Origin of the sequence: Pseudobutyrivibrio sp. MD2005, assembly GCF_000621865.1 — a bacterium.
Classification (GTDB): domain Bacteria; phylum Bacillota; class Clostridia; order Lachnospirales; family Lachnospiraceae; genus Pseudobutyrivibrio.
In genome coordinates this window covers 29118-43202 of record NZ_JHXE01000009.1, presented here as the reverse complement: position 1 = coordinate 43202, position 14085 = coordinate 29118, and the positions used below count along the sequence as shown (strand labels likewise).

Annotated in this window: 9 protein-coding genes; all 9 read right to left on the bottom strand. The window is 41.6% G+C overall.

The features are described from left to right. Positions 1-121: 121 nt before the first annotated feature. Positions 122-2587, bottom strand: coding sequence for a glycosyltransferase family 2 protein (locus tag T498_RS0103065; RefSeq protein ID WP_028234653.1), 2466 nt, complete (start codon positions 2585-2587; stop codon positions 122-124). Between the two features lies 1 nt (position 2588). Beyond that, positions 2589-6119 carry a rhamnan synthesis F family protein gene (locus T498_RS0103060; protein WP_028234652.1) on the bottom strand — a complete coding sequence of 1177 codons (3531 nt, stop codon included), beginning with the start codon at positions 6117-6119 and terminating at the stop codon, positions 2589-2591. Continuing rightward, the gene (locus T498_RS0103055) at positions 6120-6608 is read right to left on the bottom strand and encodes a hypothetical protein (RefSeq protein WP_028234651.1); all 489 of its coding nucleotides are present in this window, start codon (positions 6606-6608) and stop codon (positions 6120-6122) included. Positions 6609-6618: 10 nt separating this feature from the next. Then, positions 6619-7911 carry an ABC transporter ATP-binding protein gene (locus T498_RS0103050; protein WP_028234650.1) on the bottom strand — a complete coding sequence of 431 codons (1293 nt, stop codon included), beginning with the start codon at positions 7909-7911 and terminating at the stop codon, positions 6619-6621. Positions 7912-8664: 753 nt separating this feature from the next. After that, complete coding sequence (locus T498_RS0103045; RefSeq protein ID WP_028234649.1) at positions 8665-9486, bottom strand: glycerophosphodiester phosphodiesterase; 822 nt, start codon at positions 9484-9486, stop codon at positions 8665-8667. A 219-nt stretch (positions 9487-9705) separates the two neighbouring features. Beyond that, on the bottom strand, positions 9706-10515 hold the full coding sequence (locus T498_RS0103040; RefSeq protein ID WP_028234648.1) for an ABC transporter permease: 810 nt from the start codon (positions 10513-10515) through the stop codon (positions 9706-9708). Continuing rightward, complete coding sequence (locus T498_RS0103035) at positions 10512-12500, bottom strand: hypothetical protein (protein ID WP_028234647.1); 1989 nt, start codon at positions 12498-12500, stop codon at positions 10512-10514. The genes T498_RS0103040 and T498_RS0103035 overlap by 4 nt, the downstream gene beginning before the upstream one ends. Continuing rightward, positions 12500-13081: a thymidine kinase gene (locus T498_RS0103030; RefSeq protein ID WP_028234646.1), complete on the bottom strand. Its 582-nt coding sequence runs from the start codon at positions 13079-13081 to the stop codon at positions 12500-12502. The genes T498_RS0103035 and T498_RS0103030 overlap by 1 nt, the downstream gene beginning before the upstream one ends. A gap of 117 nt (positions 13082-13198) precedes the next feature. Then, positions 13199-14062: a VanW family protein gene (locus T498_RS0103025; RefSeq protein WP_028234645.1), complete on the bottom strand. Its 864-nt coding sequence runs from the start codon at positions 14060-14062 to the stop codon at positions 13199-13201. Positions 14063-14085: the final 23 nt, after the last annotated feature.

Below are 14085 nucleotides of genomic sequence, written 5' to 3'. Positions count from 1 at the left end.
GGGTCCCTCCTTAACCACACGGGGCCCTCTTGCTCGCGCTTGCCAAGTTTGTGCACAGGTCCTCATAAAAAAACTTAAATGATTACTATTTTATATAAATTAGCCTATCGCTACTTTACGTTTACTCTTCCTTTAAACGATACCAACCATCGAGAATCGATAGGTTTGGATTGTAGTAAGGGTCGCCTTTTTCAAGGATGTCTGGCCAGAGTTTTTCTAGCTTTTCTACCTCTGAGTTGAAACGAGCAACCTTTTCGCCTGTATCTTCGTATCCACGAGATTTTGACTCGTAGTGATAAAGCTCGGCATGTGGATTGTAAACGACAAGGTATCCTTTGTCGCGAACCTTCATACAGAAATCAACATCGTTGAAGGCTACTGCAAGCTCTTCTGTAAGGCCACCTACTTCCTCGAAGACGTCACGTCTTACCATGAGACACGCTGCTGTTACTGCAGATAAATCCTGTGTAGTAACTGCTCTAAACATATATCCTGGCTCTGAACGCTCAAGACCAACGAATGTGTGACCTGCGATTCCGCCGATACCCATCACAACTCCAGCATGCTGAATTGTGTTATCAGGATAGTACAATAAAGCTCCGCAAATACCTACCTCTGGGCGTAGACAAACATCTACCATTTCCTTGATACAAGTCTCGTTGATGATTTCTGTATCGTTATTTAGAAGCAGGAACATCTCTCCGCTAGCAGCCTTTGCTCCGCAGTTATTAATAGCAGAGAAATTGAAGCCTGGTGTCTCGTAACGAACAATCTTTACATCTGGCCTGTTTTCAATGCTCTTGTAATATTCGAAAGTCTCAGGCTCAGTAGAATTATTTTCAACAATGATAAACTCAATGTTTTTATATGAGCTTCGTGCATCAATGGATTTGATACACTTATCTAAATCATCGGTGTGGTCCTTATTTGGAATGATGATAGAAACCAGCGGCTCCTTATCCCAATGATAAATGGTACGATAGCATCCATAGAATGTATCCTGCTCAACTGTTGCAGGAATACCCACTCTATCGTAATGAGCCTGTACAGCCTTTGCGCCGGCATCAAAAGCATATAGCTTGCTTTCTGCACTCATGGCTGTAGATGCTGCATGGCTTCGCCAATGATAAAGTGCCTTAGGCACATGGTAAACATTATTCGCTGCCTCACAGTAGCGCAAAATCAAATCGTGATCCTGAGCTCCATCGTACTCTTTATTAAATCCACCAACCTGCTCATAAAGGCTTCTCTTAAAGATAAACAGATGACAGATGTAGTTTACCGAGCAAAGCAAATCAAGATTGAAATCTGGCTTAAACACTGGCTCAAAGTATTCCTTTGAATCCATAGAAATCTTGTCCTCGTCAGTGTAAAGCACATCAATGCTACGGTCTTTGTTTAATGCAGCAACGCACTCATACATAGCATTTGGTGCCAATGTATCATCGTGATCTGAAAGCACGATGTAATCGCCATTTGCAAGTGCTATTGCTGCGTTTGTGTTATCAGAAATACCAAGATTTTCAGATAGCAATGTATATTTGATACGGCTTACTTTTCCGTACTTCTTTTCAATGAATTTGCCGATTGAATCATCGCCACTTCCATCTGCCAGACAAAGCTCCCAGTTAGGATATGTCTGCGCGATAACTGAATCTATAAGCTCCACCAAGTATTTTTCTGGTGTCTTATAAAGTGGAACAACAATGCTCATCAGCGGATTGTATTCAAACTTTTCGTCTCTCTGACGCTGAAGCTCTACCTCTGTAGGACCAAAGCTTGTAATGAAATCCATGTAGGTGTACTTTGGCGCATCAGCATCCTTAAATTTATCGATGGCATGTTTTATTGTGGCTCCGATTCCATTGTCCTGACGGTAAAGCTCTATACGCTCCCACAGACTCTTCTTTGGAAGAAGATTGCCACCTGATAAGACATGCTCGGTATCAACCTTGCACTCGTAAACCTGATTGTTTGCAGTGATAGTTAGGCGTAGCTTTTTGTAGTTGCCTTTATCAAAAACAATTTCCAAACCAGAATCACATTTTTCTGTAAGCTCAGGATAAACACCATAAACGTCCTTTCTAAACATACGCTTAACAGAAATTGGAATTTCGGTGTTGCCATCGTAAAGATGGAACTCCTCTGGAACGTTTCCGATTGCCCAGCCTAAAATCTGAATCTTATCATCTGTAACTGCTGCACGCTCTAGGTTGTACTCATATTCCTTTTTGAGCTTTTCCAAATCACGACCTGAAGCCTTGTAGACAACTGACTTTACTTGATTTGAAGCACCCTCTTTTCCAAGAGTACAAATAAGCTTTAAGCTTTTAACAGATTTTAAATCTGCAGGAAGCTCAATCTCGCCAACGTATTCCTTTGACACGCTCTTATGAGCTGCAATGTAACGTCTGCGGACTTCGTTGCCCTCGTTTATAGTGATGTCCATGTTGTAAGGCATACCGTTTAATTCTGCAACAAGCTGGTATCCCTTTGGATTATCGAATGGATAAAATCCCTGGAACAATAATGTATTTTTCTTGGTTAAATGATATCTGATGAATACCACATTAAAAGTATCTCTCAAATTACTCTACCTTCCATAAACCAGACTTAACGTCAAATTTTTGTACACCGCCTCTGCTATAGCCATCTTCCACTGATAGGCTATCGGCTATTTCTTCAGTCAATGTACCGTTTGCAATTATATCATAGAATAAATCTTCTACAAGGTTTGTATCCCCTAAAAGCCCCTTTGGCATGTCCTTTGTAGCAATAGCGTACTGCTTTACATATGATAATATGCCTCGCTGAAGCTCTTTTACATCTTCGCTAACATAATCATCATCCTTGTAATGGGCTACTGGAACGCCGGCTTCCATTGTGAAATCAATAAGCTGTCCATAAGGTGCGCTCATGGCACTTTCCAAGAATAGCTGGTACTTAAGAAGCTTGCTCTCACCAATCTTATTTGGATCAGTGATGGTGTAGATTGCATCTGCCCTTCCGCCTATTCGCTCAGGCTTGTTAGAATGAAGCGCCAAGTAATGGCCTGCAATGTCTCTGCCTGTAAGCTTCATAAGGAAGTACTGGATTGTACCAGAAAATCCCACATCAACAACTGCAAAATCAGAAGATGTTGATAATATATCTCTCGCATAATTTAGATATGCATTCTTTTCGATTTTAGCCTTTGCAAAAATCTCATCCTTGTATGGCAGGATGCGTTCCATCAGCTCATCAATTCCAGTCTCGTAATCAAACTGCGAATCCTCGTCATCATCATGTAACGCAACACCAAAACGCTCCTGTAAAAGATTGCTAAAGCTGCCCTGATACTTTTGCTTTAAAAGCTCTCTAATATCCTCATCGTTTTCAAGTGCAGCAACTGCGCATGCTCTACGAGATGCAAGGAAATAGTGCTCAGTAGGAAGATTAACTCCACGGTGCTCACAGTATTCTTTCATCATCTGCTCAAGCAAATATCCTTCGCGAGCCAAAAGAAGCAAGGTCTCCTTTGATTCCAAGTTTTTCTCTGCAAGCCACTGAATGAATCTTGCCATAAGTGGTCCCATGGTTGTGTAGCCAAAACTATATATATCCTTGAAATTGAGGCTGCCATTATCGCCATAAGCAAATGGAGAATTGAATAATCCTCCGTTAATAGCCTGTCCAATCATGATTGAATTGGCAAGGCTTTCCTTTGCAAAATCTGCCAGATAATCAAACTTTGACAGCTCAAGCATAGCTCGCCCGTTTAAGACCACATGGCTTGCCACACCTCTATCCATTAGAATCTGAGAATCCGAACGGAAGTTGTCTCCTACATGAATGAATCTGTCTGGACGCATTCCTGAAAGCAACATATCCCACATGCTTCCATCATCCTTGCGAGCACCTACCTCACAGGAAATAAGCAGCTCGTCGTAGCCACCAATTCCGCACTTGTGCAGAATACCTACCATCTGAACCCTGTTGAGGTACATATCGCTGACGAGAATTACATATTTGCCCATTGCCTTAAGTGTATTAAACACATCCACCATATCAGCTCTTGGAATGCAAAGCCTTGTTTCAAGGTCTACCTCCAAGCGCTTAATATCCTGGGCTATATCGCCAATTGTTTTATTCTTTGCGATTTCAACATAAATCTTATCAAGGGTAGTCATTGGGCCGTACTGCTCTGTTGCAGTGGCCTCGGCTGACTTTCTAAGCTTTAGGAAATCGATTTTCTTACCATATTTATTTGCGATGATTTGCTCCATCAGCTTGAACACATCATCAGGATTAAATATCGTGCGTGTAACAAGCGTATCAAAAATATCGAATGACACCACATCATAGGCACCAAGCTTCATTGTCAGAAGCTCTTTATCCACCTTGAATGTATTATAGAATGGACGAAGACTCTTGTTCTTAACTGTGTCGCTATCGTTTAGATAGAGGATGTAATCATCGTACCCCTGCTTTCTTGAAATGAATGGCAGGATGCGCTCTAAGGCGTGAGCAAGTGTGCCATCTGTCTGACCTGCCTCTTCAGGGAAATCTTCGTAGGTGTAGCCACGCTCAAAAAGTGGCTTAAGAGCATCTGTACGAGCCCAGAAGAATGAACCAGCGGGATAATTGAACACTGATGGCATATCCCCTAAACCATACTCTGCAAAAAGCTGACGACCAAGGCCTTCGTTTGCCAGCCATGAGTATGCGATAGTTGGAATCTCCTCATGAATATCCGGATAAACCAGACCTGCATTTTCATTTTTAAACATCTCAATGATGCTTTTAATCTTATCTTCAGAACCAAGCAAAAGCTCTAGGCAGAATCTTCTCCAGCCGCCCTTTTCCTGACCTGAGTAAAGCGATTTTTTGCTGTGAATATGTAAAAAGTAATCGTGATTTAATATTTCCTGTGCAAACGCTACATAAAGAGGTGCCAAATCTCTTCCTCTATTTTGAAGAGGTCGAATATCGATTGTCTTGGCCTGCTTAAGCTCCTTAAGGCCTGCTCTGATTGCATTCACATCAGCATTTTCCTGGCAGGAAATATATAAATCAAACCTATAAGACATATTGGCAAAATAGCTAACGAACTCTGGCAATAAATCCACATAAAAGAGATGCAAATGAATTGCTATGCTAGGCTCTGGCTCACCTTGGGCTGCAAGCCTCTTTGCTTCCTTTGCTGCTGCCTTTGCTCTTTTAGCTTCTTCTTTTGCAGCGCGCTTAGCCTGACGTACAGGAGTATCCTTTCCTGTGAGCATTGATTTGAATGCCCTGATGCTCTCTAATGTCTTGTAGCCTCTGGTATTAACAGTATTGTCATGGATTATTTTGATCTGCTCAAGATTTGCCTCGATATTACGAATGTGCACATCCTTTGCTGCAATCAATTCCTGAAGCTGCTTTATCTGATAATCACGGCTTGCAAGTGCAAAATCCGTGCTTGTCTTACTACGACTATTAGCATGCTCCCTAAGCTCGTGCAGATTCTTAACATCCTTGAAAATGTATTCTGACTGAAGATGATTCTCCATCTCTTGATAAGCTGCCCTTTCTATATCTGAAATGGCAACCAGATGCTCTGGCAACTGGCTAAACTTGCTAGCACGATAGAACACATAGTTGATAGGAATTGGGAAATCAAATGTCCATTCGTAATCGATAATCTCCCATCCTTTTGATGTCTTGATGATATTTTCAAAAATTAAATCTATATCTAAATATTTCGCTGCCAGCACACCTCTTGGCAAATCCACATGTCCAAAGACTTCCTCGAACTCAGGTGTACATTCAAACTCAACAGCATTTTTCATGTAGGCATTCTTAACTGCCTCAATATATGCGCTTGCATCCTTTTCTGTAAGATGCTCACCTACTAGGAACTCGCTTTCGATTGTATCGTCCACAAGCTCACTACGGTTTACGCAAAAATCAGAGCCTTGCATTACCTGTTGCAAGCCTCTGTAGCTATCAAAAACTCTATTTATATGTGCCACGCCCTGGACATCATAAGGACGTTTGATTACTACCTTCTGTCCATCCCTCTCAACAATATCTGTAATTATATTGAACTTGGGATTTCTCTCATTAGATAGCTTTTCGTATATTATTCTCTCCATTTATCTAGCAATGAGCAGATAATCGCCTGCTCCACCCCCTATATAATCCTCAGCATAAATTTCTGTTGTAAATAAATAGTCTGGGCTAACTCTAAATGTTTCAATGTTATCAAAGCCTGCTTCTTTTAGAAGCCTTTTTGTAAAATCTGCAAGATGTGCCTTTTCCGGCAATGCATACACTAGCTTGCCATCTGAAGCAAGTCTTTCCTTTAGGATAGTAGGAGTCTCGTTAAGAGAACCAAGACTGATTATAATATTAAACTTATCTTTAATATTTCTGATTTCTTCTGTGAGAGCCACAGTAACTTCTTCAGCAGTCTCCTTAAGCCACTCCACAAGTGCCTCACTATCTGGATCAATGATAAGCACCCTTTCACTCTTTTGAATTCTAACTGGCGAAAGCACATTGCTCCTCAAATGTGAAAGCCTAAGAATAGCATCCTCAGTTCCCTCGTCAAATATCTGTCTGTTATACTTTTCTTGAATCATTGGCACTCCCCTATTTAACCTGCTCAACCTTTACCTTTGAATTCATATCATAGAAACCAACAGTATTTTTAGTGCTCACAACTGTGATATTCATAACATCGTACAATCTGTGGTACGCCACAAAATCAACTCCATCATAACCAGTGCAGCTAATAGACATAAGGTACTCGCCGCCCTGCATATCCATCTTCTGAGTGAAGGTAGCCACATACTCGCTTCCCTCTTTACAAAGGCCCACATCGCACTTTTCGTACATGGTATTTGTACCTGTAACATCGATACCCTTAAGCGTCTTAAAGGTAAGGGTAAATATAGGATTTTCAATATCCGTATTGAAATGCACCTTAGACTTAACCGTAAAGGTACTACCCTTCATGATAGCATTTGTATAATTTCCATTATCATCGATAACAGCAAAATCTACGATACTGGCTCTACCATCGCCATACTCATTTACATTAGGATTAAGCTGATAATTAGACTTCCAGCTCTTGCCATCATCCACGCTTGCAGCATTTCCCTCTGCAAAATCGTCTGCCATATCAAGCTTACTATTAAGCGCCGGCTCCTGTCCCACCAATATCTTTTTATAGATATCAATCATATCCTTTGGAGTACCCTCAGCGACCTTATCGCCCTTATTGATAAGCACCGCCTTATCACAATACTTACTAATGGCACCCAAATCGTGTGAAACGAAAAGGATTGTCTTTCCGGCCGCCTTAAACTCCTCGAACTTCTTATAGCACTTTGCCTGGAAGAAAACATCGCCCACAGAAAGTGCCTCATCTACAATCAAAATCTCTGGATCGATATTGATAGCCACCGCAAAAGCCAAACGCACAAACATACCACTTGAATATGTCTTCACAGGCTGAAATACGAAATCGCCAATATCAGCAAAACTCAAAATATCATCAAGCTTTTCATCTATCTCCTCATTTGTATAGCCAAGCATGGTTCCATTCAAGTAGATATTCTCCATGCCCGTATACTCCTGATTAAAGCCTGCACCAAGCTCCAACAATGCCGAAATACGGCCATTAACCGTAACCTCGCCCTTAGTAGGCGAAAGCACCCCAGTTATAATCTTAAGAATCGTAGACTTACCAGAACCATTCGTCCCAATCAAACCAACGCATTCGCCCTTCTTAACCGTAAACGACATATCCTTCAGGGCGTAATGCTCCTTATAATTCTTCTTTCTCGTGAGCCCCAGCGTATCCGCCACTCTGGCCCTATTACTATCATAAAGCTTGTAGACCTTATCTACATGCTCCACATTAATCACGTAATCGCTCATTTTAACCTCTAAAAAAAATAACTACCCGGAAACTCCCGGCTCCCGAATAGTTAAATTTTACCACAATTCCCCCATATCGCAAAGCATAAACCGCCCCGCCGACTCACTCCCGGGCCTTGCGCCCCGCCCGCGCCCGCTATTTTTCTCTACAGCACACACCACAGGCCTGTCGTACGGTGGGATTACCATGTACCACTGGGGCATCGCAAGAATATTTTGTTTTTCTAATGGGCAAATTAGGCATCCTTATTTACATGTGTCTTTTGCAGGTCTGTACAGTTTGAAAAAATGTTTTCTATTGGCGGACACACACACTAAATTAAAATGTACTTCTTAGACTAAGGGGAACTTGGTTGATTTTGAAGTGCGCTTAGTAACATAAAAGCAGGTTTTGCAATATATAGGTATGCGCTGCCACGGACGGCAGCGCAAGTGGTCACTTAAAACACGATGTTGAATGTGCCACGGTACCTAGATATGCAAAACCTGCTTTGTTATGTTACTTAGCAAACGTAATATGAAACCAAGTCCCCTTAGCCTAAGAAGTACAATAAAAACTTCAGTGTCCGCCAATGAATAAAACATTTTTTTCAAACGGTTCATCCCGCAACAAGACACATGTGTGATGCCTAATTTTTGCCCATTGAAAAACTAAAAATATTCGCGAAATCACCCCAGTGGTACATGGTAATCCCGCCTACGTCAGGCCTGTGGTGTGTGCCCCTCTCTATTGGCGGGCGCGGGGCGGGGCCGTCAGAGCATGCTGATGTCGGCGTAGTCGGTTATGACGCCGTCGACGCCGAGACGCTGAAGGGATAGCATTTGCCCTTTGGTTTCGGGCGTGTAGGTGTAGACCTTTGAGCCGGCGTCATGGATGGCGCGTATAGTTTTAGGGGTGAGAGTCTTCATGTTGACTCCGTAGTACTCGGCTGGGTAGCGGCTCGGAAGATTGGATTTTCCGAAGGATGCCAGTACCATTATCGGCTGTGCCGGGTCTAATTCTTTGATGGCGTTGAGGTAGTCGTAGTTGAATGATAGGAATATTACGCGATCCAGGACGCCATATTCTGCACATTTTTGGTAAACCTGAGATGCAAACTCAGGGTCGTCTCCGATGTTTTTGAGCTCGCAGAATATGCGCATATTGGTGGTGGATAACAAATCCAGGGTTTGGTCGAGAGTTGGGATGCGCTCCATGCTGTATTCACGTCCAAACCATCTGCCTGCATCAATTTGTAGGAGTTCTTCGTAGGTGTGGTCGGCTATGGTGCTGTTGTCACCAGTGAATTTCTCCAGGGTGTCGTCGTGGAAGATGACAAGCTGTCCGTCTTTAGTTTTTCTGACGTCGAATTCTACTGTTTTAGCACCAGCTGCATAGGCGCCTGCAAATGCGCTCAAAGTGTTCTCAGGATACTGTCCTGAGTAGCCACGGTGAGCCACGATCTGCACCACGATATCCTCATCTGCATTGGCTGGCAAATAACTAAACTCACTAAAGAGTATAAAAGAACAAAGTAGGGCTACCATGCTAACTGCGACGGTTCTCCCTACTTTGAAAAAATGTTTATATTTCATACTCAAGCCCCCTCTCTTCTAGCTAATTTAATTTTAGCATGAAAATGTGGAACTGACATGAATCTGGCAATAAAAAAATGCCCGAAATCCTCGGGCAAATTTTGTTATTCTTTTTGAATTAAGAGCTCGCTCGGATGCCTTTTGGGATCATAAAATGTAAGCTTCGCTTACTAGACCGCAAAAGTTCCTCGCATTCGCTCGGATGCCTTTTGGGTCATGTTACAAAGCATCTGCAAACTGTGGTTGAAGCTTTTTGAATACGTGTGATCCTAATAAGAATATTAGCAATGTGAATATCCAAAAATATAGTGTGAGCACTGGTCTATTCCAGAAGGCTGTCTGGCCAATAAATGCATCACGATAGCCACTTGTGATGTAGTACATTGGGTTGAGCTTAAGTGCATATGCAAGCCAGTGTGGCATCTTGCCAACCATGCCATCGTAGTTCCACATGATTGGTGTGGCCCATACACCTACCTGAAGGATGATGTTGATGAGCTGTGCCATATCCTTGAAGAATACGCATAGTGCACTGGTGAAATATATCAACCCGATGGTAAGTGCCATCATTGAAATTGAATAGTAGATTACCTGCAAAATGTATGGTGTTACAGAAAATCCATATAGCAGATAAACCGCTAATGTAAATAGCACGAAAAATCCATGTACGAATAATGACGATACAGCCTTTACTACAGGAAGGATGTTGATTGGGAATACAACCTTTTTAACCAGATAATTGTATTCGTGGAGCACCACCGTGCCTGCAGAAAGCACCTCGCTGAAATAAAACCAAGGAACGATACCTGCGGAAAGCCATAGTACGAATGGCGCCTGTATGCCAGCTTTTGTGCCTTGGGTGCCGGCATTCAAAGCTTTATCAAATACTATCCAATAAACAACCACCGTAATGACAGGCTGAACAAATGCCCATATTACACCAAGGGTGGAGCCTGCAAACTTCTGCTTGAAGTCGTTCTTAGCAAGCTTTGTAATTAGTTTTTTGTTAGAAATTATATCTTTAATCATTTAACAGCAATCATTCCTCCATCTGAACAGAACTGATATATTTGAACCTCATCGTTTATAAAAACAAGATTTAATCTGCGACTTGTATTTTGAAAATCTGGATGTCCAGCCTTTGTTACTACCAGGTAATCAATTCCATTCATTTCCATGGCAATTTCTGCCTTTGCACTATCGGTGTTGTAGAAGCTTTCATTTATAGAAAGCATAGCCGCAATCTGCTTATCAGTAACATCTGAATAGTCATATCCTTCAAGGTAACACTGTCTTTCTGAAAAAGCACCGCAATAGAAATATATATCTCTATAATCAGTCTCCTCTGAGAATCTGTCCACAGCAACCATGGCGTCTTCAGCAGTGTTATCTCTCAGCCACAAATATGCCTCCATTGTGGAAGCAGATACAAGGCTTGGTTCATCCCCGGCAGGCTTTTGATAAACAGCATTTTGTTTGATGTCAGAGTAGCAAGAATATGCAATATCCACCAGTAAAAATACTGCTCCAAGCACAAAGAACCCACAAGCAATTCTTGAAATCAGCTTTCTACGATTATCAATGATGTATCTGACAGAACCATAGAAAATCAAGGCCGCATTTGTGATGACAAAATATCCCTGAGATAGGCCTGGCACACTGATAAAGCAAAAGCCTATCACGCCCATTATCGCAAGACCTATCACGAACCAATCAAAAATATCACCGATAACGCCCTCTTTAATAAGGACTTTAAACTTCGAATGTGCATAGCCTACAAATGGCAAAATACATGGGCCGACAATACAAATCGCTGCAAGGATGACACCAATTACTACCCATGGAAAAGCCATGTAATCAAAGCCAAGCTTTGAGATAAGCTGACCAACTCTGCCAGCTTCAAGTGTGCCGGCTGGTGTAATCTGCATTGCTCTATTATTTGAGCCCGAAGAATGAATGCCAACAGTAACAGTAAGATAAGTGAACACAAAACCAAGTGTAACACTTATTACATAAAGCATTCTTTCCAAATGGAAGTTTTTCATGATGATTGCTTCGATAACGAAAACAGCCCATGTGATTGCAACTAAAAGAATACCAGTGGTACCCTTAAATCCGGTTGCAGCTGCAGACAAAAGATAGAGCGCTATAATCACTCTTAAATCGAATTTGTCGTACCAGACTTCCACCAAAATATCTACAAGCACAACTGTAAGGGACATTGCAAGCCCCATAGCATTAGCATTACTAAACAGATGATTATCAAGCCATGAAAATGGAAGCTTTACGCCCACTACATTAAGTGGCATCACACAGATGCATGACACCAATGTGCCTGAACAATAAAAGAAGTAATTGAACTTGTGGCTGATTCTTCCTGCTCTAAGCTTCTCGCCTATAGTAACAAGTGCAAGTGTTAAAGGCCAAGCGCAAATCAAGGCATTGCCATTCATGTAAAGCCTAAAGGCATCCATCTTAAAGATGTGCTTGCACATTGCAAAAATCAATTCATAGTAATAATGATAATAAAACTGCAGCCCTGAGACTCTAATATCTACATTTGGAAATGACCTGCTTAAGGATACAATATTACCTGTGTGGAACAGATAATCGTGATAAACCTGTGTGGTAACTCCGGAAAGTGCACCGTTAAACTTAAGAAGAAAACTCAAGGATGATGCAATAAAAATAAATGCAAATATAATAACCCAAGCCCCTCTAAACTGCTCATCAGCATTAAGAAGTGATGGACGGCCTTTCTTAATGTAGGCCATAATTCCAACGACAGATGCAACTGGCCCTGCCACCAAAATAATATTTTTTATCCCTGTAAGTGACTCAATATAATACAGTGTAGCCAAATACATAAATCCAATAAAGAACGCTGCAAGCAATCGTGTAGAAAACTTAAGCCTTCTAGGAAGCAGAATACTTTCAAACAGCATTCCTGGAATCTGTATCCAAAAAACTACAAATATAAGAAAAATCAATGTTATAGCAAAACTAAAAATCATTAAGACTCCTCTTTCTCATCTGGGGCCAGCTGTCCCAGTTTAAAATGCTTACGACAAAGCGCAACGTAGGAATCGTTGGCTCCAAGCATAACCTGTGGGCCTGATCTAACTACGCCCTTTGCGTTATATCGGGTGTTGCAGGTAGCCTTATGACCGCACCAGCACACAGTCTTCACTTCGTGAATCACATCTGCAATGGCAATCAAACGCTCAGAACCTGGGAACAGCTTATTTCTGAAATCTGTTCGAAGACCATAAGCAACAACTGGAACATCCATAAAATCAACTATATCGGAAAGATAATCTACCTGCTCTGGAGTGGCAAACTGTACCTCATCAACGATGATGCAATCGTATTTTTTAATCTCCTCCTCAGGCATTTCCATCAAATCTTCAAGAAAAACACACTCGTTTTCAAGACCGATTCTAGAGCGCACAATACGCTCCCCATCTCTTGTATCTAACTTAGGCTTTACAAGCAATGCACTCTGCCCTACCTCTTCATAATTAAAATGAGTCATCAATGCATTTGCTGTCTTTGAAGAGCCCATAGCACCGTAGTAATAATATAACTTTGCCATATAAAACCCCTTTACATAAATTGACAGAAGACTTAAACATCAGCCTTCTGTCTAATTAAACCTATTTTACTTATTAAACCTACAAAAGTCAAAAACTCTTTATTTCAAACTAAAAAACTAGTTCTGCAAATAAATTGCAGCTGTAAGCTTACCATTATTAGCTGTCTCATAAATTACGATATTTTGGTCGTAATGATTTACAAACTTCAAATCAAGTGAGCCCCAAGAAATCGTAGCATCCCAGCCTGCTGGCAAATAATTGACAGGAAGCGAATGTGGATGACGCTCGCTAGCCTGAATGCCCGCTGTCTTCATAGCAGCATAGATTGTAGATGAAACCTGGCAAACACCGCCGCCAAGTCCCATTGCATGCTCCTTATTGATAAACACTGGAGCTGTAACAAAGCCGTTAGCTGATGTACGTGGGCCGATTGTATTTGATGCCGAGAATGTAGCGCCTGGTGCAACCACAGTACCATTGATATTGTTTGCCGCAACAGCTATGTTTGTTGCTCTTGGAACAGAAGCATCATAATCTGTAGAATAGATGCCAAGCAAAGTATAAGTATGAGGAAGACCAAAATCCCCTGCCCCAACAGTTGGAGTAGCATCTCTGCCCTCTGCCTTACCGGCATGCACATAATGATATACGTAAGCTGGCATATTATCGCCATAAAGGGCAGCCAAATCCGGATTCTTATTCATGTAATCTGTAGCATTGAAAAATCCGCTGGCATTTCTTCCCTCATAAATACCGCAATACAAATAATGATTAAGCAAATACAATGGACTTCCATTAGAATTTGCAGCTACATCTGGATACATTGCAGCATAATAATCTGCATCAAACACTGCAGCGCAAGCCTGAAGCTCATCATTGCTGGCCGCCTCAACATCAAGATGTGGCACAAACACAAAAGCTAGTACTAACAACACTAAGGATAATGCAATCTTTTTTCGATGTAGTTTTAACTTCTCCATAAATCCTCCAACATTGAATTTTA

Coding starts and splice junctions, on each gene's coding strand:
- T498_RS0103060 (WP_028234652.1), bottom strand. CDS start 6,119: ATGGAGAGAATAATATACGAAAAGCTATCTAATGAGAGAAATCCCAAG.
- T498_RS0103055 (WP_028234651.1), bottom strand. CDS start 6,608: ATGATTCAAGAAAAGTATAACAGACAGATATTTGACGAGGGAACTGAG.
- T498_RS0103050 (WP_028234650.1), bottom strand. CDS start 7,911: ATGAGCGATTACGTGATTAATGTGGAGCATGTAGATAAGGTCTACAAG.
- T498_RS0103045 (WP_028234649.1), bottom strand. CDS start 9,486: ATGAAATATAAACATTTTTTCAAAGTAGGGAGAACCGTCGCAGTTAGC.
- T498_RS0103040 (WP_028234648.1), bottom strand. CDS start 10,515: ATGATTAAAGATATAATTTCTAACAAAAAACTAATTACAAAGCTTGCT.
- T498_RS0103035 (WP_028234647.1), bottom strand. CDS start 12,500: ATGATTTTTAGTTTTGCTATAACATTGATTTTTCTTATATTTGTAGTT.
- T498_RS0103030 (WP_028234646.1), bottom strand. CDS start 13,081: ATGGCAAAGTTATATTATTACTACGGTGCTATGGGCTCTTCAAAGACA.
- T498_RS0103025 (WP_028234645.1), bottom strand. CDS start 14,062: ATGGAGAAGTTAAAACTACATCGAAAAAAGATTGCATTATCCTTAGTG.